We start from the raw sequence: 24,779 nt of genomic DNA on the forward strand, positions 1-24,779 counted from the left end.
CTCCTTACGTGGGTGGGGGCGGGGCTCAGTCGACCTGTTGCAGGTCGCCCACGGCCTTGCAGCGGATCCGGGTGGCGTTGCCCGGCAGGTAGGGGACGGGGACCTCGTCGAACTCGACGATGCGGACCCCGGACGGGTTCGCGCCCGCGGCGACGGCCCGGTCGACCGCCTCCTGCCGGGCTTCGTCGAGCACGGTCTCGCGGCGGCCCGCGTCGATCGCGTAGACCCGGTCGACCTCGCCGCCGACCTGTGCGATGGCCGCGCCGATCGCGTTCGCGACCGCGAAGTGATCGGGCCGGTGGACCGTTCCGGAGCCCGGCAGGGTGTCCGGAAGGAGGACCGAACCGCCGCCCACCGCGACCACCGGCAGCGGCTCGGGCGAGGTCCGCATCGACTCGACCGCGCGGGCGATGTCGGCGGCGATCGTGTCGAGTGCCTCCTTCACCAGGCGCGCGTCGAGGTGGGCGACGGCCGAGCGGTCGCCGATGTCCGTGAGCCCGGCGGCCACCGCGACATCCGTGGCGGTCAGTGTGGAGCCGCCGAACACCAGGGCCTCGTCCGTGAGCCGGTAGCCGACCGAGCGCGGGCCGACCGTGACCCGGCCGCCGTCCTCGACGACCAGCGAACCGCCGCCGATGCCGATGCTGTGCACATCCGGCATACGGAAGTTGGTGCGCACCCCCGCCACGTCCACGGCCGTCCCCGCCTCGCGCGGGAATCCCTGCGCCAGGACGCCGACGTCGCTGGTGGTGCCGCCGACGTCGACGACCGCGCAGGTGTCGAGACCGGACAGCACCGCGGCGCCGCGCATCGAGTTGGTCGGGCCCGAGGCGAAGGTGGCGACCGGGTAGCGGCGGGCGTATTCCAGGTCCATCAGCGTGCCGTCGTTCTGGCTCAGATACAGCGGCGCGGTGATGCCGAAACCGGCGACCGCCCCGGCCAGACCGTCGACGATCCCGGCGGCCAGCTCACGCAGCGCCGCGTTCACCGCCGTCGCGTTCTCCCGCTCCAGGAGGCCGATACGGCCGATCTCGTGGGACAGCGAGAGGGCCACGTCCGGGCCCAGTTCGGCGCGCAGGATCTCCGCCGCCCTTACCTCGAACTCGTCGCTGACCGGCGAGAACACCGAGGAGATCGCCACCGACCTGATGCCGTGGGAGGCCATGTCGGCGGCGTGCCGGCGCAGCTCGTCCTCGTCCAGGTCGGCGATCTTCCGGCCGTCGAACTCGTGCCCGCCGTGCGCCAGGTACGGCCGTCCGGCTACGGCCCGCGTCAGGCGCTCCGGCCAGTCCACGAACGGGGGCAGCGCGGACGTCGCGGGCAGGCCGAGGCGGAGCGCCGCCGTCGGGGCGAGGCCGCGGGCCTCGACGAGCGCGTTGAGGAAGTGGGTGGTGCCGATCATCACGGCGCCGACCGCCGCCGGGTCGAAGGCGTGCTGCGCGCGCAGCGCCTCGAGCGCGGACACGATGCCGGACGTGACGTCCTGGCTGGTCGCGGACTTGGTGGTGGCGAGCACCCGCGATCCTTCGAGCAGGACGGCGTCGGTGTTGGTGCCGCCGACATCGATTCCGATACGCACGGAACTCTCTCCTTAGCGGGAGGCGCCGCCGGGGGCGGCGGTGACGTGAGGGGTGGGGGAGTCGGGGGAGTCGCCGCTCGCGACGCCCGGAGTCTCATCGGACACCGGCGCACCGGCTCCCATGTCGCGGGACACACCGACGCCGCGTACGAGGCCGAGCCGGCCCAGCACGATGTAGGCGAGGAACGCGAAGACGACCGAGTTGATGCTGGGCAGGCCCCAGTCGACGAATTCACCGACACAGAAGGCGAGCAGCCACACGACGAGCGTCGCCGGGACCCAGGTCGGCGCGGTCGCGGGCAGCGTGCCCGCGGCCCGCGAGGCCTCCAGGTCGCCACGCCACCGCTTGACCACGAAGTACTCGGCGATCATCACGCCGGCGATGGGCGGGAAGGCGACGCCGAGCAGCGTCAGGAAGTCGGCGAACCGGTCGAGGATGCCGGCCGCCGCGAGCAGGCTGCCGACGAGGCCGAGGACGACGGTGACGGTGGCGCGGTTGACCTTGCGGCCGAAGACCGACTCGATGAAGTTCACGACGCCGAGACCGGAGCTGTACAGATTCCAGTCGTTGATCTTCAGCGCGCCCATGATGACGACGAGGGTGCCGACCCAGCCCACCGAGGACACGGCGATCGCGGTCACGTCGGCGGACCGGGTGGCGTGGGCGAGGAGCACTCCGGCGAGCCCGACCACGTACTCACCGAGCGAGATGCCCACCACGGTCTGCTTGACGACGTCGGCGGTGGACCGGTTGAAGCGGGTCATGTCCGGCGTGATGATCGCGCCCGCGATCGCGCCGCCCGCCACGAGCGTCGTGCCCTGGACGAGGGAGAGCTGCGGCCCGGGCGGCGCGGAGGCGACGAGATGCCCGATGTCGAAGCGCGCCAGCTCGTGCACCGTGGACCAGCCCACGAGCAGCAGGAACGCGGGCACCGTGACGTACGCCGCCCAGTTCATGGAGCCGAAGCCCCACAGCACGACGGCCGTCACGCCGAGCCCGAACAGCACCGACCACACGGGCGCGGGGAACACACCGACAAGGCCCGCGAGCGCGTCGGCCGATATCGCCGACTGGATGCCGAACCAGCCGATGAGGCTCAGCGCGATCGCGAGCCCGATCAGCGAGGACCCGACGCGCCCGAACCCGGTCCAGCGCGCGAGCACGGACGTCGGAAGGCCCTCCCGTACGCCGATGATCCCCACGAAGATCGAGAGCACCTCGACGATCACCGAGCCGAGGGTGAGCGCCCAGAACGCCGTCCAGAAGTCCATCCCGAAGCCCAGCGTCGCGCCGAGCACGAACTGGCTGAGCCCGGAGATCTGCCCGAACCGCTGCAGGGCTACGGACCACCAGCTGTAACGGGCGGTGGTGGGCACTCTGGTCAGGGCGTGGTCGTCCACCCCGACGGCGCGTGCGGCGGCCATCGAACCTCCAAGCGACTGCGGTTGCCCGCACGCTACGGCGGCCGCCGAAGGGGCGGGATGGGCGCAGTGCCCGGTGGGACGGAGGTGACTGTGCAGAGTGCACGGGCGGCCGGGTCAGGGGCGGCGCCCCGTGCAGCCCACGATGCGGTCCATCAGCGGCGCGTCGGCGGGTGTCTCGACCGGTGGCCCCCACAGCTCAGGCAGGGGCGCCGCCGTCACGAAGCCGCTGACGTGGTCGTGGCAGGCGCGCAGCGTCTCCTCGGGCAGGTCGAAGGGCTGCCCTGTGGCCTTGGCGAGGTCCCAGCCGTGCACCACCATCTCGGTGAGCGCGACCTTCCCCCACGTCTCGTTCGCCAGCGTGAACCCCGGCCCGTCCGTCTCGCCCCGCCAGGCCTCCGGGTCGTCCCAGGCGTCGCCGAGCGCCCGCACGCTCTTCGCCGTGCGCTCGCGCCAGTCGCCCGGCTCCGCGGGCAGGGGCGCTTCCTTGCGGGCGAAGCCGGTGAAGGCCCGCGCCGCCTCGTCGACGTGGGCGACGAGCTCGCGCACGGAGTACTCGGAACAGGGGGTGGGCCCGGACAGCTGCTCGTCGCTCACACCGGTCAGTACATCGGTCATCCGGCCGCAGGCCGGCTTCAGGTCGATCACGGAAAGTCCTCCTCGGGTGGCATGCCGTGGTGATACCGGTGCAGACCGCTCCCGGGCCCCGAACTCATCGGTGCACCCGCCGTGTTGTGTGTGAAGCTGAAGCCATGGATCACACGCATGGCGAACTCCGCGACAGGCTGCAGACCGACCGTCCGCACTCCGCCCGGGTGTGGAACTACCTTCTGGGCGGCAAGGACAACTACCCCGTCGACAGCGAGGTCGGCGAGGCCATCCTCGCCACGTTCCCCGAGTTCGCCACCGTCGCGCGGCTGCAACGGCAGTTCCTCGTGCGCGCGGTGCGATACCTGGCGGGAGAGGCGGGCATCCGGCAGTTCCTCGACATCGGCACCGGCCTCCCCACCGCCGACAACACGCACGAGGTGGCCCAGCGCATCGCCCCGGACAGCCGGATCGTGTACGTCGACAACGACCCGCTGGTCCTGACCCACGCGCGGGCGCTGCTCACCAGCACCCCCGAGGGGGCCTGCGCCTATCTGGACGCCGACGTGCGGGACCCGGAGCGGATCCTGGCCCAGGCGCGCGAGACCCTGGACTTCGACCGGCCGATCGGGCTGACCCTGCTCAGCATCATGGGGCAGCTGTCAGACGAGGACCGCCCCGCGGAAGTGGTGTCCACGCTGCTGGAGGCGCTGCCGCCCGGCAGCTACCTGGCCCTGACCGACGGCACGGACAACAACGACGCGCTGAACACGGCGGTCGCCGGCTACAACCAGCAGTCGGTGCACACCTATCACCTGCGGTCACCGGAGCGGATCGCCGCGTTCTTCGACGGCCTCGACCTCGTCGAACCAGGAGTGGTCAACACCTCGGCCTGGCGCCCGGACCCCGGCGCGCCGCGGCCCGAGGCGTCGGCGGTCGAGGCGGCGGTGTGCGGGGTGGGGCGCAAGGCGTGAGGACGCCGTGGAGGTGGGGCGCTACTTGCGCTCCACCTCCACGAAGGCCAGCGGCTCCTGGCCCGCGTTGACGACCTCGTGCTCGCTGCCCGCCGAACGCGCGTAGGAGCGGCCCGAGAACAGCTCGTTGCGCGTGACCGTGCCGTCCGGGGCGATGACATCGGTGTGGCCGTCCGTCACCGGGACCACGACATAGTCGTACTCGTGCACGTGGCGGCCGGTGCTCTGCCCCGGCTCGAAGTCCCAGCGGGTGACCCGGGTGCGCTCGTCCTCGTGCTGCACGGTGGCGCGGGCGGTGGTGCTCATGTTCACGGCTCTTTCCTCGGGGCGAAACGGTGGCGGCGGGGGATCGCCGCGGTGGCAGGCTAACCGTGATCCCTGTCCCGGTGGCGGGCCGGTGTGCGTGGGAACGGTGCGCGGGGTGTTGACCATGGTGTGCGGCGAGCCTAATCTTCGCGTCCGGAGTTCCGTTCACTGTCCGAAATCGCGAACAAATAGCCGCGCGAGGAGCACGACGTGAGCCGCACCGAGAGATCCAACGGATCGTCTTCTCCGCAAGTCACCCCCGGCAGACGGCAGTTCATCGCTGTCGCCGCCACCGGGGTCGCAGCCGCCGCGCTGCCCACCACCCTGGGCACGGCGGCGTACGCGAGCCCGGCGTCCGGCACCGATGCCGCACCCCGGGCCGCTACGGGAGCCGTCGCCCCCTTCCCCCTCGACGCCGTCGCCCTGCTGCCCGGTGTCTTCCGTGACAACCAGGCGCGCAACACCGCCTATCTGCACTTCGTCGACATCGACCGGCTGCTGCACACCTTCAGGAAGAACGTCGGCCTGCCGTCCGACGCCGAGCCCTGTGGCGGCTGGGAGGCACCCGACGTGGAGCTGCGCGGGCACAGCACCGGACATCTGCTGTCCGGGCTCGCGCTGACGTACGCCAACACCGGCGACACCGCCGTACGTGACAAGGGGCGCGAGCTGGTCGCCGCACTGGCGGAGTGTCAGGAGGCCTCGCCGAAGGCGGGATTCGGGAAGGGGTATCTGTCCGCGTTCCCCGAGAGCTTCTTCGACCGCCTCGAAGCCGGGTCCGGGGTCTGGGCGCCGTACTACACCATCCACAAGATCATGGCGGGGCTCGTCGACCAGCACCGTCTCGCCGGGAGCGAGCAGGCCCTCGACGTGGTGCTGCGGCAGGCCGCCTGGGTGGACAAGCGGACCGGGGCGCTGAGCCACGACCAGATGCAGCGGGTGCTCCAGACCGAGTTCGGCGGCATGAACGACGTGTTCGCCGATCTGCACGAGATCACCGGTGACACCAACTGGCTGAAGGTCGCCGAACGGTTCACCCACGACGTCGTCTTCGACCCGTTGGCCAAGAACGAGGACAAGCTCGCCGGGCTGCACGCCAACACGCAGATACCCAAGATGGTGGGCGCGCTGCGGCTGTGGGAGGAGGGCCTCGACGACCGCTACCGCACCATCGCCGAGAACTTCTGGCAGATCGTCACCGACCACCACACGTACGTCATCGGCGGCAACAGCAACGGCGAGGCGTTCCACGAGCCGGACGCCATCGCCGCCCAGCTCTCCAACGGCTGCTGCGAGAACTGCAACAGCTACAACATGCTGAAGCTGACCCGCCTGATGCACTTCCACGCGCCGCACCGCGTCGACCTGCTCGACTACTACGAGCGCACCCTGTTCAACCAGATGCTCGGCGAACAGGACCCCGACTCCGCGCACGGCTTCAACATCTACTACACCGGCCTCGCGCCGGGCTCGTACAAGCAGCAGCCCTCCTTCATGGGCGAGGACCCCAAGGCCTACTCGACCGACTACGACAACTTCTCCTGCGACCACGGCAGCGGGATGGAGACGCACGCGAAGTTCGCGGAGACCGTCTTCTCGCACGACGACGAGCGGCTCCTGGTGAACCTGTTCGTGCCCGCGGAGGTGAAGTGGAAGGCCAAGAAGGTGAGTTGGCGGCAGACGACCGGCTTCCCCGACAAGGCCTCCACCACGCTCACCGTCACGGCAGGCACCGCCGAGCACGAACTGCGGGTGCGGATCCCGTCCTGGACGAAGGGGGCGCGCATCACGCTCAACGGCCGTGCCCTCGGCGACCGTCCCAAGGCGGGCAGCTGGTTCGCGCTGCGCCGCCGCTGGAAGGCCGGTGACCGGGTCGAGGTCACCCTCCCCATGCGGCTCGCCATCGAGCCGACGCCCGACGACCCGGACGTACAGGCCGTGTTGTACGGGCCGGTGGTGCTCGCCGGGCAGTACGGCGACCGGGGCGCGATGCGGATGCCGAGGCTCGACCCGAAGTCGGTGAAGCAGACGGCTGTCGCACCGATGAGGTTCACGGCGCGGGCCGACGACGAGAACGCCACCCTGCTGCCCATCGCCCGCACCCACCACGTGTACTACACGGCCTACTGGCTGACGGGCGAACCGCCGCCCCCGCCACCGGAGTTCGCCGCCTGGCACCGCTTCGACGAGACCTCGGGAACGACCGCCGCCGACGCCACGGGCAACGGCAAGACCGCTCAGCTGATGGCCGGCGCGATCTGGACGACCGGCGGGAAGACCGGCGGCGCCGTCGCCCTCGACGGCTCGGGCGGGTACGTGAAGCTGGCCGACGACGTGCTGGCCGGCGCCACCGCGTACTCGGTGGCGACCTGGGTGAAGCTCGACGGGACGCCCGAGACGTGGACCCGCGTCTTCGACATCGGCAGCGGTGCCTCCGCCAACCTGTTCCTGACACCACGCTCCGACGCCGACACCCTGCGCTTCGCGATCACCGCCGGCGGCGCGGGGGCGGAGGAGCGCATCGACGTCGACCAACTCCCCACCGACGCCTGGGTACATGTGGCGCTGACGTACGGGAACGGCACGGCCGTGCTGTACGTGGACGGCGCGGAGAAGGGGCGCAACGACCACGTCACCGCGCAGCCGGACATGTTCGGCAACCACATCCGCGCCGGATACCTCGGCAAGTCCCAGTACGCCGACCCGTATCTGAAGGGCGCGCTCGACGACTTCCGGGTGTACGGGAAGACGCTGACGGCCGCGGAGGTGGCCGAACTGGCGGGGGCCTGAGGGCCGCGGGGCGGGTGGGGGCGCGCCGATCCCCACCCGCCCCGCTCGACCGTCAGCGCAGCGCGGCCGGCTCCTCGTCCTGGCCGCCCTGGGTGTCCGCCGCTCCCGGCCGGGGCGCGGGCACCGACACCAGCGGCGGCTCCGTGACGCACGGCCGGGACCGGGCCAGAGCGCTGAGGCCGAAGGTGAGCAGGGCGTTCAACACCACCGTGACGAGGCCCGCGTTGACACCTCCGAGGTCGGGCTCGACCACGTAAAGGACCAGGGAGGCGGCGACACCCGCGATCATGCCGGTCGCCACCGCCCACGCCCGCACCCGGCGGAAGAACAGCAGGGCGAACCAGCCGGGGATCAGCTGGCCCAGCAGGTAGTACGTCAGGTTGAGCACGGTCAGCATCAGCGACGACGCGGTCAGTGTCAGCACGGCGGCCGCCACCAGGAACACCGCGACGGCCAGCGTCGTCCACCGGCGCTGGGCCTCCGGGCGCAGGTTCGGCGCGAGGTTGCGGGAGACGATGCCGCCGATCGACAGCGCCGTCACCGCGAGCACCAGCACCCCCGACAGACCCGCGCCGCCCGCGACCACACCCACCAGCCAGTTCGGCAGCACATCGCGGACGACCTCCATGAACACCGTGTTGGGGTCGGCGACATGCTTGCCTGCCGTGTACGCGAAGTAGGCCGTCGCCACCAGGAACGGGTACATCAGCATGTACGACGGCATCCACACCGTCGACGACTTGATGGCCCGCTCGGAGCGCGCGGTGAAGATGTAGCCCGCGGAGAACCCCAGATAGAAGGTGACCGCCTGGAAGACGATGGTGGTCAGCGCGAACACCATCGGGCTGCCCGACATGGTGACCTGCGCGCGCGGCACGGCCGCCGGATCCGTGACCGCCTCGATGCCACCGCCCGCGACGAGCGCGGCGACACCCGCGGCCACCACACCCAGCACCATGAGCCCGTCCTTGAGGATGGACACGAACGCCGGGGACCGCACACCGGACACGGCGACGTACAGGAACGCCATCACGCCCGCGAGGATCACCGCCTGCACCGGCGTGATCGGCAGCCCGAGCGCCGTAAGCACCACCTGCATGCCGATGAACTGGTACTGGCCCCACGGCACCAGGGCCACCAACAGGGCCAGCGCCGTGATGAGTTCGAGGTTCCGGCTGCGGAAGTGGCGGCCGAACACGTCCGGGATGGTCATCGCGTCGTAGCGCACCCCGGCCCGCCAGATCAGCGGAGCCACGTAGTAGCCGAGCGGATAGGCCAGCAGGATGTAGCCGAGGAACCAGACGCCGTAGCTCGCGCCCTTGGCGTAGATCCCGGCCGGGAAACCGATCATCGTGCCGATGCTGTAGACCTCGCCGACCGCGAGGAAGTACAGCAGCCACGGCGGGAACGAACGGCCGCCGACCAGGTACTCGCTGATCGACACCTTGCGGATGCCGCGCCGCGCGCTGAACGCCACGAGGACCGAGAGCACCATGATGACGAAGAAGACCGTGGCGATCATCGGGTCACCTCTTCCGAGGAGTCCGGTGTGTCCTCGGGGTAGTGCTTCCGGTCCATCCGCCACGCCAGCTTCAGACACAGGGTGGTCAGCGGGAAGCACGCGAACACCCACAGGAACAGCAGCGGGATGCCCGCTACGTACACGTCCGTGTCCGCGAGCAGCGGCATGACCACGAGGAGCGCGAACGAGGGGACCCCGAGGCCCAGCCACAGGCTGCGGGGGAGACGGCGGGTGGGCTCGGTCGGTGGTGAACTCATCGCGTGCCTCCGGGAGTTCGCTCCCACACGACGTCGCCGCCGATGACCGTCGCCTCGACCGTCAGATCGCGCAGGCTGCGCTCGCCGCCGGCGGTCGGGTCCTCGGACAGGACCGTGACATCGGCCAGCTTGCCCGGCTCCAGGGTTCCCTTGCGGTCCTCCTCGAAGGCCAGCTTGGCCGCCTCGCTGGTGTAGGCGCGCAGCGCGGTCTCCGCGTCCACCCGCTGCTCTGGGCCGAGTTGGTGGCCGTCGCGGGTCATCCGGTCGACCGCACACCACATGCCCTCGAGCGGCGGCACCGGGACCACGGGCGTGTCCGAGTGCAGGCCGAAGGTGACGCCGTGGCGGCGGGCCGAGGCCAACGGGTCGATGCGGGACGCCCGTTCGGGACCGAGGAAGCGGTCGCGGTGCCGGTCGCCCCAGTAGTAGACGTGCTTGACGAAGAACGAGGCGTGCACACCCGCCCGCGCCATGTCCGCGAGCTGCCGTTCGCCCGCCATCTGGCAGTGCTCGATGCGGTGCCGCCGGTCCGCCGACTCCGGGTCCAGGCCCAGCTTCTGGTACGCGTCGAGGATGGCCTGGATGGCGCCGTCGCCGTTGCCGTGCACGGCGACCTGCCAGCCCGCCTCGTGCAGCGTCGCGATCCGCCGGGACAGGTCGTCCGGCGGGAAGATCAGCAGCCCGTGCTTGTCCGGGGCGCACGCGTAGCCGTCCGAGACACACCCGGTCAGGCCCTGGATCGAGCCGTCCGCCCACATCTTGACGCCGGCCACCCGGAACGCGTCGTCCCCGAGCCCCGCGACGGCCGACTCCACGGGGCTGAGGCGCCCCTCGGCCAGCTCCGGGAACAGGTCCTGCACCAGGTACGCCTGGACCCGGTTGCGCAGCCGACCGGTGAGCCGGGCCCTGCGGTAGGCGTCGAGTTCGCCGGGGCCGCCCATCAGGCCGAGCCCCGTGTCGTGCACGGTGGTGACACCCGCCGCCAGATACGCGTCACCGGCCCGGCCGATGGCGTCGGCCAAGTCGTCGACATCCGCTTTCGGCATGCCCGCGTACGCGGCGAACGCGGCGGTCTCCGCGAGCACACCGGTCGGCTCGCCCCGCGCGTCGCGGACGATGGCGCCGCCGACCGGGTCGGGGGTGTCCCGGTTGATGCCCAGGCGCCCGAGCGCCGCCGAGTTGAGCACGCAGAAGTGGCCCGAGATGTGTTGCAGGCACACCGGATGGTGCGGCGAGACCGGGTCCAGATCGGCGCGCGTGGGGTGCCGGTCATCGGCGAGGAGCGTGTCGTCGTAGCGGTAGCCGCGGATCCAGTCGCCGCGCTCGGTGTGCCCGGCGGCCTGCTCGACGCGGGCCACGATGTCGGCGATCCCGTCGTTCGGCGGACTGCCCGCGTCGACCTCGGCGGCGAGCGTCAGGCCGAAGAACGTGGGGTGGTTGTGGGTCTCGATGAACCCCGGCACGGCGCACCGGCCGTGCAGATCGCGCAGCGTGGTGGCGGGCCCTGCGAGGGTGAGGATGTCGGCGTCCGAACCGACGGCGAGCACCTTCCCGTCGCGGGCGGCCATGGCCGTGCCGGTGTGCCCGGCGCGGTCCAGGGTGCGTACGGTGCCGCCGTACAGGATCGTGTCGGCGGCGTGCAGGGGATCGGCGGGGCGGGGGAGCGGGCTCGGCACGGATGATCACCACCAGGGGAGAGGGACAGGGAAGGAGGGGACGGAGGGCGGGGCGCCCGCACCGACCGCGGGCGCCCCGGACGTTCTCGTACAGCGATGAGACGTGCTCGTACAGCGATGAGACGTAGTCGTACAGAGATCAGACGTAGTCCCGGTACTTGTCGAGGTGCCTGACCGGCTTCGACAGGGCGTCGCGGCGGAACGGGTCGCCCAGCTCACGCGTGGTCATGACCTCGATGACCGTGGTGCGCCCCTCGTCCATCTGCGCCGCGACCGCCTTGCTCAGCGCCGGGCCGACATCCTCGAGCCGGTCCACGATCACGCCGTCGGCGCCCATCGCGCGGGCGATCCCGGCGAAGGACTCGCTCTCCAACTCGCCCGCGACGAACCGGCGGTCGTAGAAGTCGACCTGGTTCTTCTTCTCGGCGCCCCACTGCCGGTTGTGGAAGACCACCGCGGTCACCGGGATGTCGTGCCGCACCGCCGTCATGATCTCGCCCATGCTCATGCCCCAGGCGCCGTCGCCCGCGTAGGCGACAGCAGGTCGCTCGGGCGCGGCCAGCTTGGCGCCGATGATCGTCGGCAGCGCGTAGCCGCAGTTCCCGAAGGACATCGGGGCGAAGAAGGACCGCGGCTCCTCGAAGCGGAGATAGCTGTGGGCGATCGAGTTGATGTTGCCGATGTCGGTGGAGACCATCACCCGCTCCGGCAGCGCCTTCTCCAGCTCGCGCAGCACCTGACGCGGGTGCAGCCAGGAGCCGTCCTCGCCGTCCTGCTCCGCGATCATGTCGAGGCTGTACGGGTCCGTCTCGTGGATCCACCCGTCCAGCTCCTTCTCCCAGGCGTCCTTCTCCGCCCGGATGGTCGCCGAACGCCGGGCGCGCGTCCCCTCGCAGACGAGGTCACGGCCGTCGAGCCGCCGCACGAGGGACTGCGCCGCGGCGCCCGCGTCCCCGCAGATCCCGACCTCGATCTTCTTGACGAGGCCCAGCATGCGGTGGTCCGCGTCGATCTGGATGATCTTGGCGTCCTTGGGCCAGTACTCCATGCCGTACTGCGGCAGCGTGCCGAACGGGCCGAGCCGGGTGCCGAGCGCGACCACCACATCGGCCTGCGCGAGCAACTTCATCGCCGCCTTGGAACCCTGGTAGCCGAGCGGCCCGCACCACAGCGGGTGGCTCGCGGGGAACGAGTCGTTGTGCTGGTACGAGTTGACGACCGGCGCGCCGAGCCGTTCGGCCAGCGCCTTCGCCTGCTCGACCGCGTCGCCCATCACCACACCGCCACCGGAGATGATCACCGGGAACTCGGCCTCGGCGAGCAGCCGCGCCGCCTCCTCCAGGCTGCGCTCACCGCCCGGACCCCGGTCGAGGCGGGACGGGCGCGGGATCTCGGCCTCGATATCGCCGTAGAAGTGGTCGCGCGGGATGTTGAGCTGCGTCGGCCCCATCTCGCTCATCGCCCGGTCGAAGGCGCGGCCCGTCAGCTCCGCCATCCGGCGCGGATTGTTCACGTGCGCCTGGTACTTGGTGAACTCCTCGAACATCGGGAGCTGATTGGTCTCCTGGAAGCCACCGAGCCCCATGCCCATCGTGCCCGCCTCGGGCGTGACGATGACGACGGGGGAGTGCGCCCAGTAGGCCGCCGCGATCGCCGTGACGCAGTTGGAGATCCCCGGACCGTTCTGGCCGATCACCACGCCGTGCCGGCCGCTGGCCCGCGCGTAGCCGTCCGCCATGTGGCCCGCGCCCTGCTCGTGCACGACCGGGATCAGCTGGATGCCGGCCGGCGCGAAGATGTCCATCGCGTCCATGAAGGCCGAACCCATGATGCCGAAGATGTCCTTGACGCCGTGCGAGACCAGGGTCTCCACGAACGACTCGGAAGGGGTCATCCGTTGCACGCCGGCGGCCACCTGACGGCCGTCCTCGGTCGTGAACTGCGGTTGGGGCGCACTGCTGGTCATGGAGTTTCCACCCTTCGACGTGCTGTCGGTGCTGGTGCGGGGTGGCGCATGTTCGGTGGGGGGAGAGCAGGTTCCGGGATCCGGTACGTGGTGTTCCCAAAAGCGGGACACGTCGAGGACCGTAGAGCGGGCGTCTCGGCAGCGTCAACCGTGCGTACCGAAATCCGGGACGGGCTGCTACGTTCGGGGGCCCGACAACTGGCCCCTGCAGAGGGAGAGTTGAGGATGGTGCACATGGAGGACGGAACCCCGGCCCTGCGCCTGTTCGCCCTGCTGGAACACATCGCCCGCACCGACCGGCTGGTCACCCTGACCGAGCTGGTCGCCGAGACCGGACTGCCCAAGCCGACCGTGCACCGGATGCTTCAGCAGCTGGAGGGCGCGGGCCTCCTCGACCGGCAGGGCGACGGCCGCCGTTACGGCGCGGGCGGCCGGCTGCGCACCTTCGCCGAGGACCTGCTCAGCCACGGCACCCACCACGCCGCCCGGCACGCCGTCCTGCGCCACCTCGTCGACGAGATCGGCGAGACCTGCAATCTGACCGCGCCGGCCGGACCGGAGGTCGTCTACCTCGACCGCGTCGAGACCCCCGAGCCGCTGCGTTTCGCGCTGCGGCCCGGCTCCCGCGTCCCGGTTCATTGCAGCGCCAGCGGAAAGCTGATCCTCGCGTTCCTGCCCGCCGCCCAGCGCCGCAAGATACTCACCGCGGCCCCGCTGAAGGCGTTCACCGCGCGCACCCGCACCGACCCCGACGCCCTGGAGGCCGAGCTCGACCAGGTGCGCAGGGACGGTTTCGCCCTGGACGACGAGGAGTTCCTGCCAGGCCTGGTGTGTGCCGCGGTGCCCGTGCCCCGCGAGCCGGACGGCGACCCGGCCGGTTCGCGGGTGCGTCAGTGCGTCGCCCTCCAGGCGCCCGCCGTACGGGTCGATGTGCAGCGGGCCGTCGAACTGGTGCCGGTGCTGCGGCAGGCGGCCGAACGGATCGCCCGGGTCGAGGCGGACTGAAGGTCACTGCGCCGGCAGCAACTCCCGCACGACGTCGCCGAGGATCGCGATGCCCGGCTCGATGACGTCGGCCCGTGGCGCCGCGAAGCCGATTCGGAAGTGCCGCAGCGCGTCGAGATCCGGGCCCGCCTGGAAGGCCGGGCCTGCCAGGAGGTCCGGGCGTGTCAGGAGGTCCGGGCCCGTCAGTAAGTCCGGGCCTGCCGGGACGTCCAGGCCCGCCAGGAAGAAGATGTCACCCCGCTCGATCAGCACACCGCGCTCGCGCGCCCGCCGCACCAGCTCCCGGCAGTCGAGCCCCTCCGGCCCCGACATCCACAGGCTCACCCCGCCCGGCGCCGGTGAACTCGCCCACGACAGCGACGCGTTCACGGCGTCCCGCATCAGCCGCCACTTCGCTCCGAGGCGTGCCCGGCTGCGCCGTACGGCCCACTGGTAGTCGCCCGACTCGATCAGCAGGCCGAGCGCCCGCTGCAAATGGCCGGATGGATGGCGCACCGAATAGCGGCGCAACTCCCGCAGGTGTGCGACGAGTTCGGCCGAGCCGACGAGATAGCCCAGCCTGAGGCCCGGCGCGAGGAACTTGGAGAACGTGCCCAGGTACACCACCTGCCCCGTGGTGTCCTGCGACTTGAGCGCGGGCGTCGGAATGCCCTCGTAGCGGAACTCGCTGTCGTAGTCGTCCTCCACGACGACCGTGCCCGCCTCCCTGGCCGCCTCGAGCAGCGCCTGCCGTCGCCCCGGCCCCAACGTCACATTGGTCGGATGGTGGTGACTGGGCGTCACATGCAGCAGGTCGACGCCGCGGAGGGTGCCCGGCGGGCGCAGTCCGTCCGCGTCGACGGGCAGGGGGTGCAACCGGGCCCCGGCCCGCAGGAAGATGTGCCGCGCGTCCAGGTACCCGGGATCCTCCACGGCAGCCACCGAGCCGGGCCCGAGCAGCGCCCGCCCCAGCAGATCAAGCCCCTGCTGCGAGCCGATGGTGATCAGCACCTCGGACGCCTCCACCGCCACGCCGCGTGCGGGCAGAAGGTGGGAACGGACCATCTCCACCAGCAACGGATCGTCGTCGGCCACGCAGTCCTGCAACGACCAGGCGGCGTGCGGCCGGTCGAGCGCCCGGTTCAGCGCGCGCACCCAGGCCCGCGCCGGGAAGGCCCGCGGATCGACCTGACCCGCGGGGAACGGATACGGGTAGCGCGCCCAGTCGTGATGCTTCTCGATGTGCGGAAGCCGGTCCCCCTCGCGACCGCGCAGCCGCCCCGACCAGTCGAAGGCGTGCTCCTGCGGAGGCGCCGGCTCCGGCTCCGGGCGGGCCGGCATCCGCGGATTGACGAAAAGCCCCGAACGGGCCCGGCTCTCCACGAAACCCTCGGCCACCAGCTCCTGATACGCCGCGGTGACCGTGTTCCGTGACACCCCCAACTCCTGGGCGAGGAGCCGCGAGGACGGCAACCGGCCGCCCGCGTCGAGCCGCCCCGACGCGATGCCGTGCTCGATGGCCTGCCGCACCTGCCGGTACAGCGGCTCCCCGCGACCCCGCTCGATCTCGATCAACGTACGCGGCACGTACCGCCTCCGTCTCGCCGTCGGCCTGGCACCATCAGCGTGCACGCAACTGGACCTGTTGCGGTCGCCGTCCCGTTCGGCACGGTAGCCGTGGTGGCCCCGGCGCACGAGGGTGCGACGGCCGACGCCACCTTCCGCGCAGGCTCTGTCCAGCAATGACGCAGGCTCTGTCCAGCAATGACTCAGGCTCAGTCCAGACGTCGCAGCCTCCACCCCAACTCGTGTCGAGCGCGCCCACCCACGCCTGTCGTACCGCGTCCGCGCCGCATTCCGGGCCGGGCCAGAGGGGAGTCGAACCGTGAGGATCGGTATTCCGCGGGAAGTGAAGAACAACGAGTTCCGCGTCGCCCTGACCCCCGCAGGGGTCCACGAACTGACCGCACACGGCCACACCGTCACCGTCGAGGCGGGCGCCGGAGCCGGGTCCGCGCTGCCCGACGCCGACTACGCCGAGGCCGGAGCCCGCGTCCTGCCGGCGGCCGACGACGTATGGGCCGGGGCCGACCTGGTGCTGAAGGTGAAGGAGCCGGTGGCAGAGGAGTACCACCGGCTCCGCCCCGACCAGGTGCTGTTCACCTACCTCCACCTCGCCGCGTCCCGTGCCTGCACGCAGGCGCTGCTCGACGCCGGCACCACCGCTGTCGCCTACGAGACGGTGCAGGCGGCCGACGGCTCGCTGCCGCTGCTCTTCCCGATGTCCGAGGTCGCGGGCCGGCTCGCGCCGCAGGTCGGGGCGTACCACCTGATGCGCGGCGGGGGCGGGCGCGGCGTGTTGACGGGCGGTGTCTCCGGAACCCGTCCGGCCCGCGTCGTCGTCATCGGTGCCGGAGTGGCGGGCATGAACGCGGTCGCCGTCGCCACCGGCATGTGGGCGGACGTCGTGCTGCTGGACACCGACGTGAACAAGCTGCGCGCCGCCGACCGGATGTACCAGGGCCGCATCACCACACTCGCCTCGAACCGGCTCACCCTCGAACAGGCCGTCCTCGACGCCGACCTGGTGATCGGCGCGGTCCTCGTCCCCGGCGCCAAGGCGCCCCGCCTCGTGAGCAACGACCTCGTCGCCCGCATGAAGGCGGGCGCCGTCCTCGTCGACATCTCCGTCGACCAGGGCGGCTGCTTCGAGGACACCCGGCCCACCACCCACGCCGACCCCGTGTACCGGGTCCACGACACCCTCTTCTACTGCGTCGCCAACATGCCCGGCGCGGTCCCGCACACCTCCACCCACGCCCTCACCAACGTCACGCTGCCCTACGTCAAGGCCATCGCCGACCACGGTCTGCGCGCGGTGGCGGCGACCGACCCGGCGCTGAAGCGGGGCATCAACACGCTCGGCGGGCGGCTCACCTACCGTCCGGTGGCCGAGGCTCATGACATGAAGCACGTCGACGTGGACCAAGCCCTGCTGTGAACACGAACACGAACACGAACGTGACATGAACGTGAACGTGACCGCGAAGGAGCGCACCGTGCCCCAGGACCCCACCCTGCGTGCCAAGGCCCAGCGTCACCTCGGCCCGCACTTCACCCGCAAGGACAGCTGGTACGACACCCCGCCGCCGGTGTACGTCCGCGGCGACGGCTGCTATCTCTACGACGACGAGGGCAGGCGCCACCTCGACGGCCTCTCCGGGCTGTTCTGCGTGAACATCGGCCACGGCCGCGGTGACGTCGTGGCCGCGGGCGCCAAGCAGATGGAGACCCTCGCGTACTCGACCAACTGGGGCGCCGCCCACCCGCCCGCCATCGAGGCGGCGAGCCTGATCGCCGAACTCGCGCCGGGCGACCTGGACGTGACGTACTTCGTCAACTCCGGTTCGGAGGCGGTCGAGACGGCGATCAAGTTCGCCCGCCAGTACCACCGTTCGCAGGGACAGCCGGAGCGCACGAAGATCATCAGCCGGTCGATGGCCTACCACGGTGTCACCCTGGGCGCCCTGTCCGTCACCGGCCTCCCCAAGATCCGGGAGCCCTTCGGGCCGCTGCTCCCGGGCATCCGGCATGTCCCCAACACCCTTGGATTCACGGGCGATTACGGCCCGGCGGCGGAACTCGACTGCGTCCGCGCGATCGAGCGGGCCATCGCCGAGGAAGGCCCGGAGACGGTCGCCGCGGTCTTCGCCGAACCCGTGCAGAACGGCCGCGGCGCCCTGGTCCCGCCGGACGGCTACTGGCGCGAACTGCGCCGGATCTGCGACGAGCACGGCATCCTGCTCGTCGCCGACGAGGTCATCTGCTCCTTCGGCCGGCTCGGCCACTGGTTCGGCAGCGCGGCCGAGGGCGTCGTCCCCGATCTGGTCACCTTCGCCAAGGGAGCCACTTCGGGCTACGCCCCGCTCGGCGGCGCCATCGTCCGCGAGCCCCTGGTCCGGGGCCTGTACGATTCGCCGCTCGGCGGCACGTTCACGCACGGCGCGACCTGGGGCGGGCACCCGGTGTCCACCGCCGTGGCCGTCGCCAACATCGGCGCGATGCGCGACGAGGACATCCCCGGCAACGTACGCGCCCTCGGCCCCGGCCTGAAGGCCGGACTCGACGACATCAAGGACTGCCACCAGGTCGTCGCCGACGTCCGCGGCACCGGCTTCTTCTACGCGGTCGAGTTCACCGCCGACCGGGACAGCGGCCGCGAGCTGACCGAGGAACAGTCGACGCGGATCCTGCGCGAGGTGCTGCCGGACGCGATGCGCCGCACAGGCGTGATCCTGCGGCCCGACGACCGCGGCGCGACGATGCTGATGGTGGCTCCGCCGCTGGTCGCGGACCGGGCGGTGCTCGGTGAGCTGCTCGAAGGGGTGCACGAGATGGTCGCCTCGGTCGCCCGCTCCGTGGCCTGAGGCGTCGATCGCTTCGACCGGTCGTTTCGACCGTGTGAACGGTTCGTTGAACGCGCCCCGGTGTGCCTCCGGGCGTGCCAAGACTGTCCGACGGCGCCGAATGATCATCATGGGACGGTGCCGCCGGGCAGGCCCACGCAGACGTACGGAGAAGAGGCGGACGTGACGGACACCAGCGACAGATCCCTGCGGGACGACGGCACGGCCGAGCCCTCCGGCGGCCCCGGTCTGCGCAGCGCCCTCAAGCAGCGCCACATGACCCTGATCGCGATCGGCGGTGTCATCGGCGCCGGACTCTTCGTCGGCAGCCGCGTCGTCATCCAGGACACCGGGCCCGCCGCCGTGATCTCCTTCGCACTCGCCGGCGGCCTGGTCATCCTCGTGATGCGGATGCTCGGCGAAATGGCGGTGGCACGCCCGGCCGTAGGCTCCTTCCACGCCTACGCCCGCCTGGCCCTCGGCCCGCTGGGCAGCTTCACGATCGGCTGGCTGTACTGGTACTTCTGGGTCAACGTCGTGGCCCTCGAAGCGGTCGCCGGCGCCGAACTCGTCCAGGCCTGGCTCCCCGGCCTGCCACTCTGGACGATCAGCCTCGCCCTGATGCTGATCCTGACCGCGGTCAACATGCTGTCGGTGAAGACCTTCGGCGAGTTCGAGTACTGGTTCTCGTCGATCAAGGTGGCCGCGATCACGGTGTTCCTCGTGGTGGGCCTCGTCTTCGTGGTCGGCCTGTGGCCGGGAGCCCACGACGCGGGCGGCGTCGACAACCTGACGGCGCACGGCGGCTTCCTGCCGATGGGCCTTGGCCCGGTCCTCACCTCCATCATCCCGGCGGTCGGCTTCTTCACCGGCGCGGAGATCGCCGCGCTCGCGGCCGCCGAATCCTCCGAACCCGGCCGCAACGTCGCCCGCGCCACCCGCTCCGTCGTCCTGCGCGTCCTGCTCTTCTACGTGGGCTCGATCTTCCTGGTCGTCGCGATCGTCCCGTGGAGTTCGGACAAGCTGAACGGCGGCCCGTACATCGCGGCGCTCCAGGAGATCGGCATCCCCGGCGCGGACACCATGATGCGCATCCTGATCCTGATCGCGGTCCTCTCCTCCCTCAACGCGGGCCTGTACTCCGCGTCCCGCATCGTCTTCGCCCTCACCCGCGAGGGCGAGGCCCCACGCGGCCTCACGAAACTCAGCCGCAGCGGAGTCCCACGCCGAGCCATCCTCCTCGCCACGGTCCTCGGCTACGTGTCCGTGGTCTTCGCGTACGTCTCCCCGGACACGGTCTTCTCCTTCATCGTGCACTCCTACGGAGCGGTCGCCCTCTTCGTCTACCTCCTGGTCGCCCTCTCCCAACTCCGCCTGCGCAAGCGCCTGGAACGCGAGGACCCCGACTCCCTGACCCTGAAGATGTGGGGCTACCCCTACCTGAGCTATTTCACGATCGGCGCGATGGTCGTGGTCATCGCCGCGATGGCGATCCTCCCGGCAACCCGCGCGGACTTCGCCGCGAGCCTGCTCACGGTCGTGGTCGTCCTGACCTCCTACGCCGCCCTCCGCAGACGCCGCCGTGCACAGGCGGCGGCAGGACTTGACCTCAAGTCCGATTGAGCTTCTAGGTTCGCCCCATGAAGACACTTGTGCTGGGAAGGACGCCCGCGAGGGTGACAGAGGTACTGACCACGCTGCACGCGGACGGGTTCGAAGCGGAAGGGGTGAGCACGGACGACGAGGCGCAAGGACTCCTTGAGACCGAGGAGTTCGGCGTACTGATCATCGGCGGCGGCGTGGGCCCCGAATCCCGCGCGTCCCTCAAGGAGCTCGCGGCGCAACACGGAATCCGACAGGTCATCGACGGCGCACTGACGCCCCCGTTCGACGCGTACGTACGCCGCGAGTTCGAGCCGCGGATTCGGGAGGCGGCGGCGACGGGGTGACGGCCTCACCGCACCACCCGGCCCACCGAGCAATTCTGCGCACTCGCTGGCGCGCCACGAAGAAGCGTGCTCAACTATGCGCACGTTCTTGCAAGTTGGTGAGCGAGTCTGCGCGGCCCGGGTGATCGCCGGGGGCCGGTGGCGCTCGTGGTGCGCTTCAAGGAGGCCGGGTGAGCAGCCGCCGTGTTCTGCGGGAGACCCGCACCATCGACCCCGCGTCGATCACGGAGCAGTATCTGGACCGTGCCCTCGCCCTCCCGGAGGGCGTCGGCACGCTCCGCGTCGAGTTGGACTTCGAGAAGGTCACCGACTGCTTCCAGCTCTACGCCGCCGCCCTCGACCCCGCCGGGTTCCTGCGCGGTCATGTGCAGTGCCCTGGTGATCCCGGGCCCCGTCGGCTGTCCTTCGAGGTGGGGGAGGGGCACGCCGACCTCGGGTGTCATGCGGGGCCGCTGCCCGCCGGGGAGTGGACCATCCGCATCGACCTCGACCGGTTCACGCAGGGCGGGAGTTACGAGCTGCGGGTGTATGTGGGGGATGTGGAGGTGGGTGCGGGTGCTCCGGGCGTTGCCGAAGCGTCCGTAGCGCGTACGCGACGTGGGCCCGCGGTGCCGGCACCGAAGTCACCACCCACCTGGCTCCGCGGCGAGCTCCACTCGCACTCCCTCCACAGCGACGGCTCCGCCGACCTCCCCGCCCTGCTGGACGCCGCCCGCGCCGCCGGGCTCGACTTCCTCGCCGTCAGTGACCACTTCACGTCGAGTCACTGGGCGGAACTCGCGTGTCTGGAGGAGGAGGGGGCCGCCGACGGGCTCGTGCTCCTGCGGTCCATCGAGCTGACCTCGCACTTCGGCCACGCCAATCTGCACGGCCTGTCCCGATGGCCCGGCACCTACGTCGACGCCGAGGGCTGGGACTTCGCCGACGCCGCCCGCGAGGTGCATGCCCAGGACGGCCTCGTCGGTGTCAACCATCCCTTCAGCGGTCGTCAGGCGTGGCGCAGGGATGACCACACGTGGGACGACGTCGACCTCCTGGAGGTCGACAACTTCGGTCAGGGCGCCAACAACGACGCGGCCGTCGGACTGTGGGACCGGCTGCTCGCCGCCGGGCACCGCATCACCGGCGTCGCCGGCACCGACTGCCACCACCCCCAGAAGCCCGAACACCGGCTCGGCCAAGTCACCACCGTCGTACGGGCGGAGCGCAGCCGGGAGGGCATCCTCGGCGCGCTGCGGGCGGGCGAGGCGTACGTGTCGCGCGGTGCCGGGCTGTGGTTGTCCGCCCGTAGCGACTCCGGCGCGTGCGCGATGGGTGGGACCGTGGCCGTGTCACCGGGCGGGGCTGTTCATCTCGACGTGGACGTCGACACACCGCGCCCCGCCGTGCTGTTCATCCTGCGGGGCGGGCTGCTCTGGCACATGGAACCGGTGGAGGCCGCAGGGCCCGCGCACATCCGCGTGAGCGACCCGCGCCCGCTCCCCGGCCACTACCGCGCCGAGCTGCACGCCTCCAGCGACGACCCCTACTTCTGGGCCTCGTGCAATCGCTCGCACGCCTCCTCGCTCGCCGTCTCCAACCCCGTGTGGGTCGCCGCCACGTCCCCGCGGGAAGCAGAAAGGCACTCCGCATGAGATCCGTACGTGTCTGTCTCCTCGCCGTCACCGCGCTCGCCCTCACCGCCTGCAGCTCCGTCGTCGGCGGGCAGAAGTCCGGTGACAGCAAGGGACTTGCCGTCTACACCTCGTCCGGGCCCGAGGTGACGGCCCCCATCGTGAAGGCCTTCGAGAAGGCCCACCCCGACATCAAGGTGACGCTCACCGCGATCTCCGGCACCGGCCCCCTGATGAGCCGTATCCAGGGCGAGAAGGCCAACCCTCTCGGTGACGTCGCGTGGGGCGGATCCATCGAGAACTACAAGGCCGTCGCGGGCAAGGGGATCTGGGCGCCGGCCGAACTCGACCAGGACAAGCACATGGTGGCCACCGACCCCAAGCACCAGTGGCACGCCACCGATCTGCTCTACCAGGCCATCGCGGTCAATACCGACCGCGTCAAGAACCCGGCCGACTATCCGAAGACGATGGACGACCTCGCCGACCCGAAGTGGAAGAAGCAGGGCGGCATCGGATTCGCCAACCCCCGTTCATCCGGCACCGGTTACTCGGTTCTCGCCGGCATGGTGAGCAAGTACGGCTGGGACTACGTCGACAAGTTCCTCCCCAACGCCAAGGTCACCGACAGCAGTGACGCCATGTTCAAGGGCGTACGCAACGGCGAGTTCCCGGTGGCCTTCATCAATGAGGACCTGGGCAATGCCTGGGTGAAGGCCAAGGCGCCGCTCAAGCTGGTCTATCCGACCGACGTGGTCTCCAACCAGATCGGCGCCGCGGCCGTCATCAAGGACGCGCCCCACACCGCGAACGCGAAGACCTTCGTCGACTACCTCATGTCGGCCAAGGGGCAACAGGTCATGAGTGATGCCGTCGGGCGCCGCTCGGCCCGAACCGATCTGCCCGCGCCCGCCGGACTCGCCGCGGGCAAGAGCCTCCATCTGGCCCAGTCCCCAGCGGAGTTCGTGAGCGAGCAGCCGAAGGTGCTCGACAAGTTCGACGCCGCCTCGGGCGCCAAGTAGCGGCGGGCCCCGGACGTCCCATGGTCACGACCGACATCCCGCGCGAGACGCAGACACGTACCGCTGTCCGGCGGCCCCGCAGACGGCCCGGCGTCTGGGTCCTCATCGCCGTACTGCTCACCCTGCTGCTGCTCGCCATCATCGTGCTGCCCCAACTGCGCATCGTCACAGCGGCGTTCAGTGACGGCCACGGCGGAGCGACCCTCGCGCACTTCGCTGAGTTCTTCACCACCGCCCGCTTCACCGAAGCCCTGTGGCACTCGGTGCTGGTGTCCTTCGTCGCCGGGCTGCTGTCCTGCCTGGTCGGGATCCCGGCGGCGTATCTGCTCGCCCAGTACGACCTGCCGCGACGGGGCCTCTTTCTCACCCTCGCGACGATGGCGACCGTCTCGCCGCCGTTCCTCGGCGCCTACGCCTGGGTCATGCTGCTGGGGCGCGGAGGCATCCTCACGGACGTCGTCCCGCTGCCGTTCGACACCATCATCGGGCCGGGCGGCATCATCTGGGTGACCATCTGGGCCACCCAGTCCATGACGTTCCTGATCGCCTACGACACCTTCCGGTCCATCGACCCGAGCCTCGACGAGGCCGCCGCGAGCGTGGGCAGCAACCCGTGGCGCACCCGGCTGCGCATCATCCTGCCGCTCGCCGTTCCGGCCCTCGTCACCGGCTTCTACACGGCCGCGATGAAGATCTTCGCGGACTTCGGCACCCCGCTCATCATCGGCGGCGGCTACCGCATGCTCCCGGTGCAGGTCTACAACGAGTTCCTGAGCGAGGTCAGCACCAACCCCGCCCTCGCCTCCTCCGCGAGCCTGGTCATGCTCACCGTCGCCGGAGCCACCCTCGCCGTGCAGCAGTGGGCGCTGCGGCGCAGGACCTACGCCTCGGTGGGCGTGCGCACCCGGCCGCTGCAGCCGGTCGGCCGAGCCCAGAAGGTCCTCATGACGGGCTGGCTCTGCTTCGTCTTCTTCATCTCCTTCGTGCCCCACCTCGTCGTCATCGGGACCAGCTTCCTGACCTGGCAGACCGGCATCCTGACCTGGACGCCCGCCCTCGCCAACTACCGGCAGCTGTTCGCCGAGGACCTGGGAACGATCCTCACCAGCTTCGTCCTCGCCGGCATCGGCTGCGTGCTGTGCATCCTCGTCGGCGTCCTCACCGCCTACATCACGGTGCGCCGCCGCTACCGGGTCCTCGCCCCGGCGCTCAACATCATGGTGATGATCCCGTACATCCTGCCGGGCACCGTCCTCGCGATCGGCCTCATCCTCAGCTTCAACAGCGCGCCGCTCATCCTCACCGGGACGGCGACCATCATCGTGCTCGCGTATCTGACCCGACGCCTGCCGTACTTCATGAAGTCGGTCGAGGCCGCCATGACCCAGGTGCACCCGGCCCTCGAAGAAGCCGCGGTCAGCGTCGGCGCCAAGCCCCTGCGGGCGTTCCGGCAGGCGACGCTCCCCGCGATCCGGCCCGCCGTGGTGTCCGGCGGCACCGTCGCGTTCCTCCAGATGATCACCGAACTGAGCGCCACGATCATGGTCTACGCGGTCCCCTTCGTCACGATGACCGTCGTGATCTTCAACAACGCGGTGCAGCCCGGCAGCCCGTTCGGCGTCGCCTCCGCGATGACCGTCGTCCTGATGGTCAGCGTCTACGTGCCCCTGTACTTCGTCCGGCGCCGCTTCTCCGACCTCAGAACCTCGTGACGGGACTCCACCC

General features: G+C 70.7%; 19 protein-coding genes. 10 read left to right on the forward strand and 9 right to left on the reverse strand.

The window, feature by feature from the left end; genetic code table 11:
* Positions 1-25: 25 nt before the first annotated feature.
* The 3 genes from ACOKM3_RS41750 to ACOKM3_RS41760 form a co-directional block, all read right to left on the reverse strand.
* Positions 26-1,579, reverse strand: a complete 1,554-nt coding sequence (locus ACOKM3_RS41750) for a hydantoinase/oxoprolinase N-terminal domain-containing protein (protein ID WP_426906524.1) — start codon at positions 1,577-1,579, stop codon at positions 26-28.
* A 12-nt stretch (positions 1,580-1,591) separates the two neighbouring features.
* Positions 1,592-3,004 (reverse strand): purine-cytosine permease family protein, encoded by a 1,413-nt coding sequence (locus ACOKM3_RS41755; protein ID WP_426906525.1) that lies wholly within the window; start codon positions 3,002-3,004, stop codon positions 1,592-1,594.
* A gap of 114 nt (positions 3,005-3,118) precedes the next feature.
* Positions 3,119-3,649, reverse strand: a complete 531-nt coding sequence (locus ACOKM3_RS41760; protein ID WP_426906526.1) for a TIGR03086 family metal-binding protein — start codon at positions 3,647-3,649, stop codon at positions 3,119-3,121.
* Between the two features lie 104 nt (positions 3,650-3,753).
* Between ACOKM3_RS41760 and ACOKM3_RS41765 the strand changes: the two genes are divergently transcribed.
* On the forward strand, positions 3,754-4,563 hold the full coding sequence (locus ACOKM3_RS41765) for an SAM-dependent methyltransferase (protein ID WP_426906527.1): 810 nt from the start codon (positions 3,754-3,756) through the stop codon (positions 4,561-4,563).
* A gap of 21 nt (positions 4,564-4,584) precedes the next feature.
* Here ACOKM3_RS41765 and ACOKM3_RS41770 read toward each other — a convergent pair whose 3' ends face one another.
* On the reverse strand, positions 4,585-4,869 hold the full coding sequence (locus ACOKM3_RS41770; RefSeq protein WP_426906528.1) for a cupin domain-containing protein: 285 nt from the start codon (positions 4,867-4,869) through the stop codon (positions 4,585-4,587).
* 210 nt (positions 4,870-5,079) lie between these two features.
* Between ACOKM3_RS41770 and ACOKM3_RS41775 the strand changes: the two genes are divergently transcribed.
* On the forward strand, positions 5,080-7,659 hold the full coding sequence (locus ACOKM3_RS41775; RefSeq protein WP_426906529.1) for a beta-L-arabinofuranosidase domain-containing protein: 2,580 nt from the start codon (positions 5,080-5,082) through the stop codon (positions 7,657-7,659).
* Positions 7,660-7,711: 52 nt separating this feature from the next.
* Here ACOKM3_RS41775 and ACOKM3_RS41780 read toward each other — a convergent pair whose 3' ends face one another.
* The 4 genes from ACOKM3_RS41780 to xsc all read right to left on the reverse strand — a co-directional run bounded on the left by ACOKM3_RS41780 (position 7,712) and on the right by xsc (position 13,080).
* The gene (locus ACOKM3_RS41780) at positions 7,712-9,181 is read right to left on the reverse strand and encodes a sodium:solute symporter family protein (protein WP_426906530.1); all 1,470 of its coding nucleotides are present in this window, start codon (positions 9,179-9,181) and stop codon (positions 7,712-7,714) included.
* Positions 9,178-9,438 carry a DUF3311 domain-containing protein gene (locus ACOKM3_RS41785; RefSeq protein WP_426906531.1) on the reverse strand — a complete coding sequence of 87 codons (261 nt, stop codon included), beginning with the start codon at positions 9,436-9,438 and terminating at the stop codon, positions 9,178-9,180. Before ACOKM3_RS41785 ends, ACOKM3_RS41780 begins: the two co-directional genes overlap by 4 nt.
* Positions 9,435-11,114: an amidohydrolase gene (locus ACOKM3_RS41790; protein WP_426906532.1), complete on the reverse strand. Its 1,680-nt coding sequence runs from the start codon at positions 11,112-11,114 to the stop codon at positions 9,435-9,437. The genes ACOKM3_RS41785 and ACOKM3_RS41790 overlap by 4 nt, the downstream gene beginning before the upstream one ends.
* Before the next feature lie 139 nt (positions 11,115-11,253).
* A complete protein-coding gene (gene xsc / locus ACOKM3_RS41795) occupies positions 11,254-13,080 on the reverse strand; it encodes a sulfoacetaldehyde acetyltransferase (RefSeq protein ID WP_426906533.1) in 1,827 nt (608 codons plus the stop codon).
* 234 nt (positions 13,081-13,314) lie between these two features.
* Here xsc and ACOKM3_RS41800 point away from each other — a divergent pair, with 234 nt between their 5' ends.
* Complete coding sequence (locus ACOKM3_RS41800) at positions 13,315-14,085, forward strand: IclR family transcriptional regulator (RefSeq protein WP_426906534.1); 771 nt, start codon at positions 13,315-13,317, stop codon at positions 14,083-14,085.
* 3 nt (positions 14,086-14,088) lie between these two features.
* On the opposite strand, the gene pdxR is transcribed toward ACOKM3_RS41800, so the two are convergent.
* On the reverse strand, positions 14,089-15,651 hold the full coding sequence (gene pdxR, locus ACOKM3_RS41805; protein WP_426906535.1) for a MocR-like pyridoxine biosynthesis transcription factor PdxR: 1,563 nt from the start codon (positions 15,649-15,651) through the stop codon (positions 14,089-14,091).
* A 298-nt stretch (positions 15,652-15,949) separates the two neighbouring features.
* Here pdxR and ald point away from each other — a divergent pair, with 298 nt between their 5' ends.
* From ald to ACOKM3_RS41840, 7 genes are all read left to right on the forward strand, one after another.
* The gene (ald, locus tag ACOKM3_RS41810; RefSeq protein ID WP_426906536.1) at positions 15,950-17,065 is read left to right on the forward strand and encodes an alanine dehydrogenase; all 1,116 of its coding nucleotides are present in this window, start codon (positions 15,950-15,952) and stop codon (positions 17,063-17,065) included.
* A gap of 25 nt (positions 17,066-17,090) precedes the next feature.
* Entirely contained in the window at positions 17,091-18,491 is a 1,401-nt protein-coding gene (locus tag ACOKM3_RS41815) for an aspartate aminotransferase family protein (RefSeq protein WP_426906537.1), read from the forward strand.
* A 162-nt stretch (positions 18,492-18,653) separates the two neighbouring features.
* Positions 18,654-20,093, forward strand: a complete 1,440-nt coding sequence (locus tag ACOKM3_RS41820; protein WP_426906538.1) for an amino acid permease — start codon at positions 18,654-18,656, stop codon at positions 20,091-20,093.
* 17 nt (positions 20,094-20,110) lie between these two features.
* Positions 20,111-20,419, forward strand: a complete 309-nt coding sequence (locus tag ACOKM3_RS41825; protein WP_426906539.1) for a hypothetical protein — start codon at positions 20,111-20,113, stop codon at positions 20,417-20,419.
* Positions 20,420-20,589: 170 nt separating this feature from the next.
* Positions 20,590-22,053 (forward strand): CehA/McbA family metallohydrolase, encoded by a 1,464-nt coding sequence (locus ACOKM3_RS41830; protein ID WP_426906540.1) that lies wholly within the window; start codon positions 20,590-20,592, stop codon positions 22,051-22,053.
* Positions 22,050-23,054: an extracellular solute-binding protein gene (locus ACOKM3_RS41835; RefSeq protein WP_426906541.1), complete on the forward strand. Its 1,005-nt coding sequence runs from the start codon at positions 22,050-22,052 to the stop codon at positions 23,052-23,054. The genes ACOKM3_RS41830 and ACOKM3_RS41835 overlap by 4 nt, the downstream gene beginning before the upstream one ends.
* Before the next feature lie 20 nt (positions 23,055-23,074).
* Positions 23,075-24,766 carry an ABC transporter permease gene (locus ACOKM3_RS41840; RefSeq protein WP_426906542.1) on the forward strand — a complete coding sequence of 564 codons (1,692 nt, stop codon included), beginning with the start codon at positions 23,075-23,077 and terminating at the stop codon, positions 24,764-24,766.
* The last annotated feature ends 13 nt before the right edge of the window (positions 24,767-24,779 follow it).

The sequence above is a fragment of the Streptomyces nidicola genome (assembly GCF_050106155.1).
Lineage (GTDB): Bacteria > Actinomycetota > Actinomycetes > Streptomycetales > Streptomycetaceae > Streptomyces.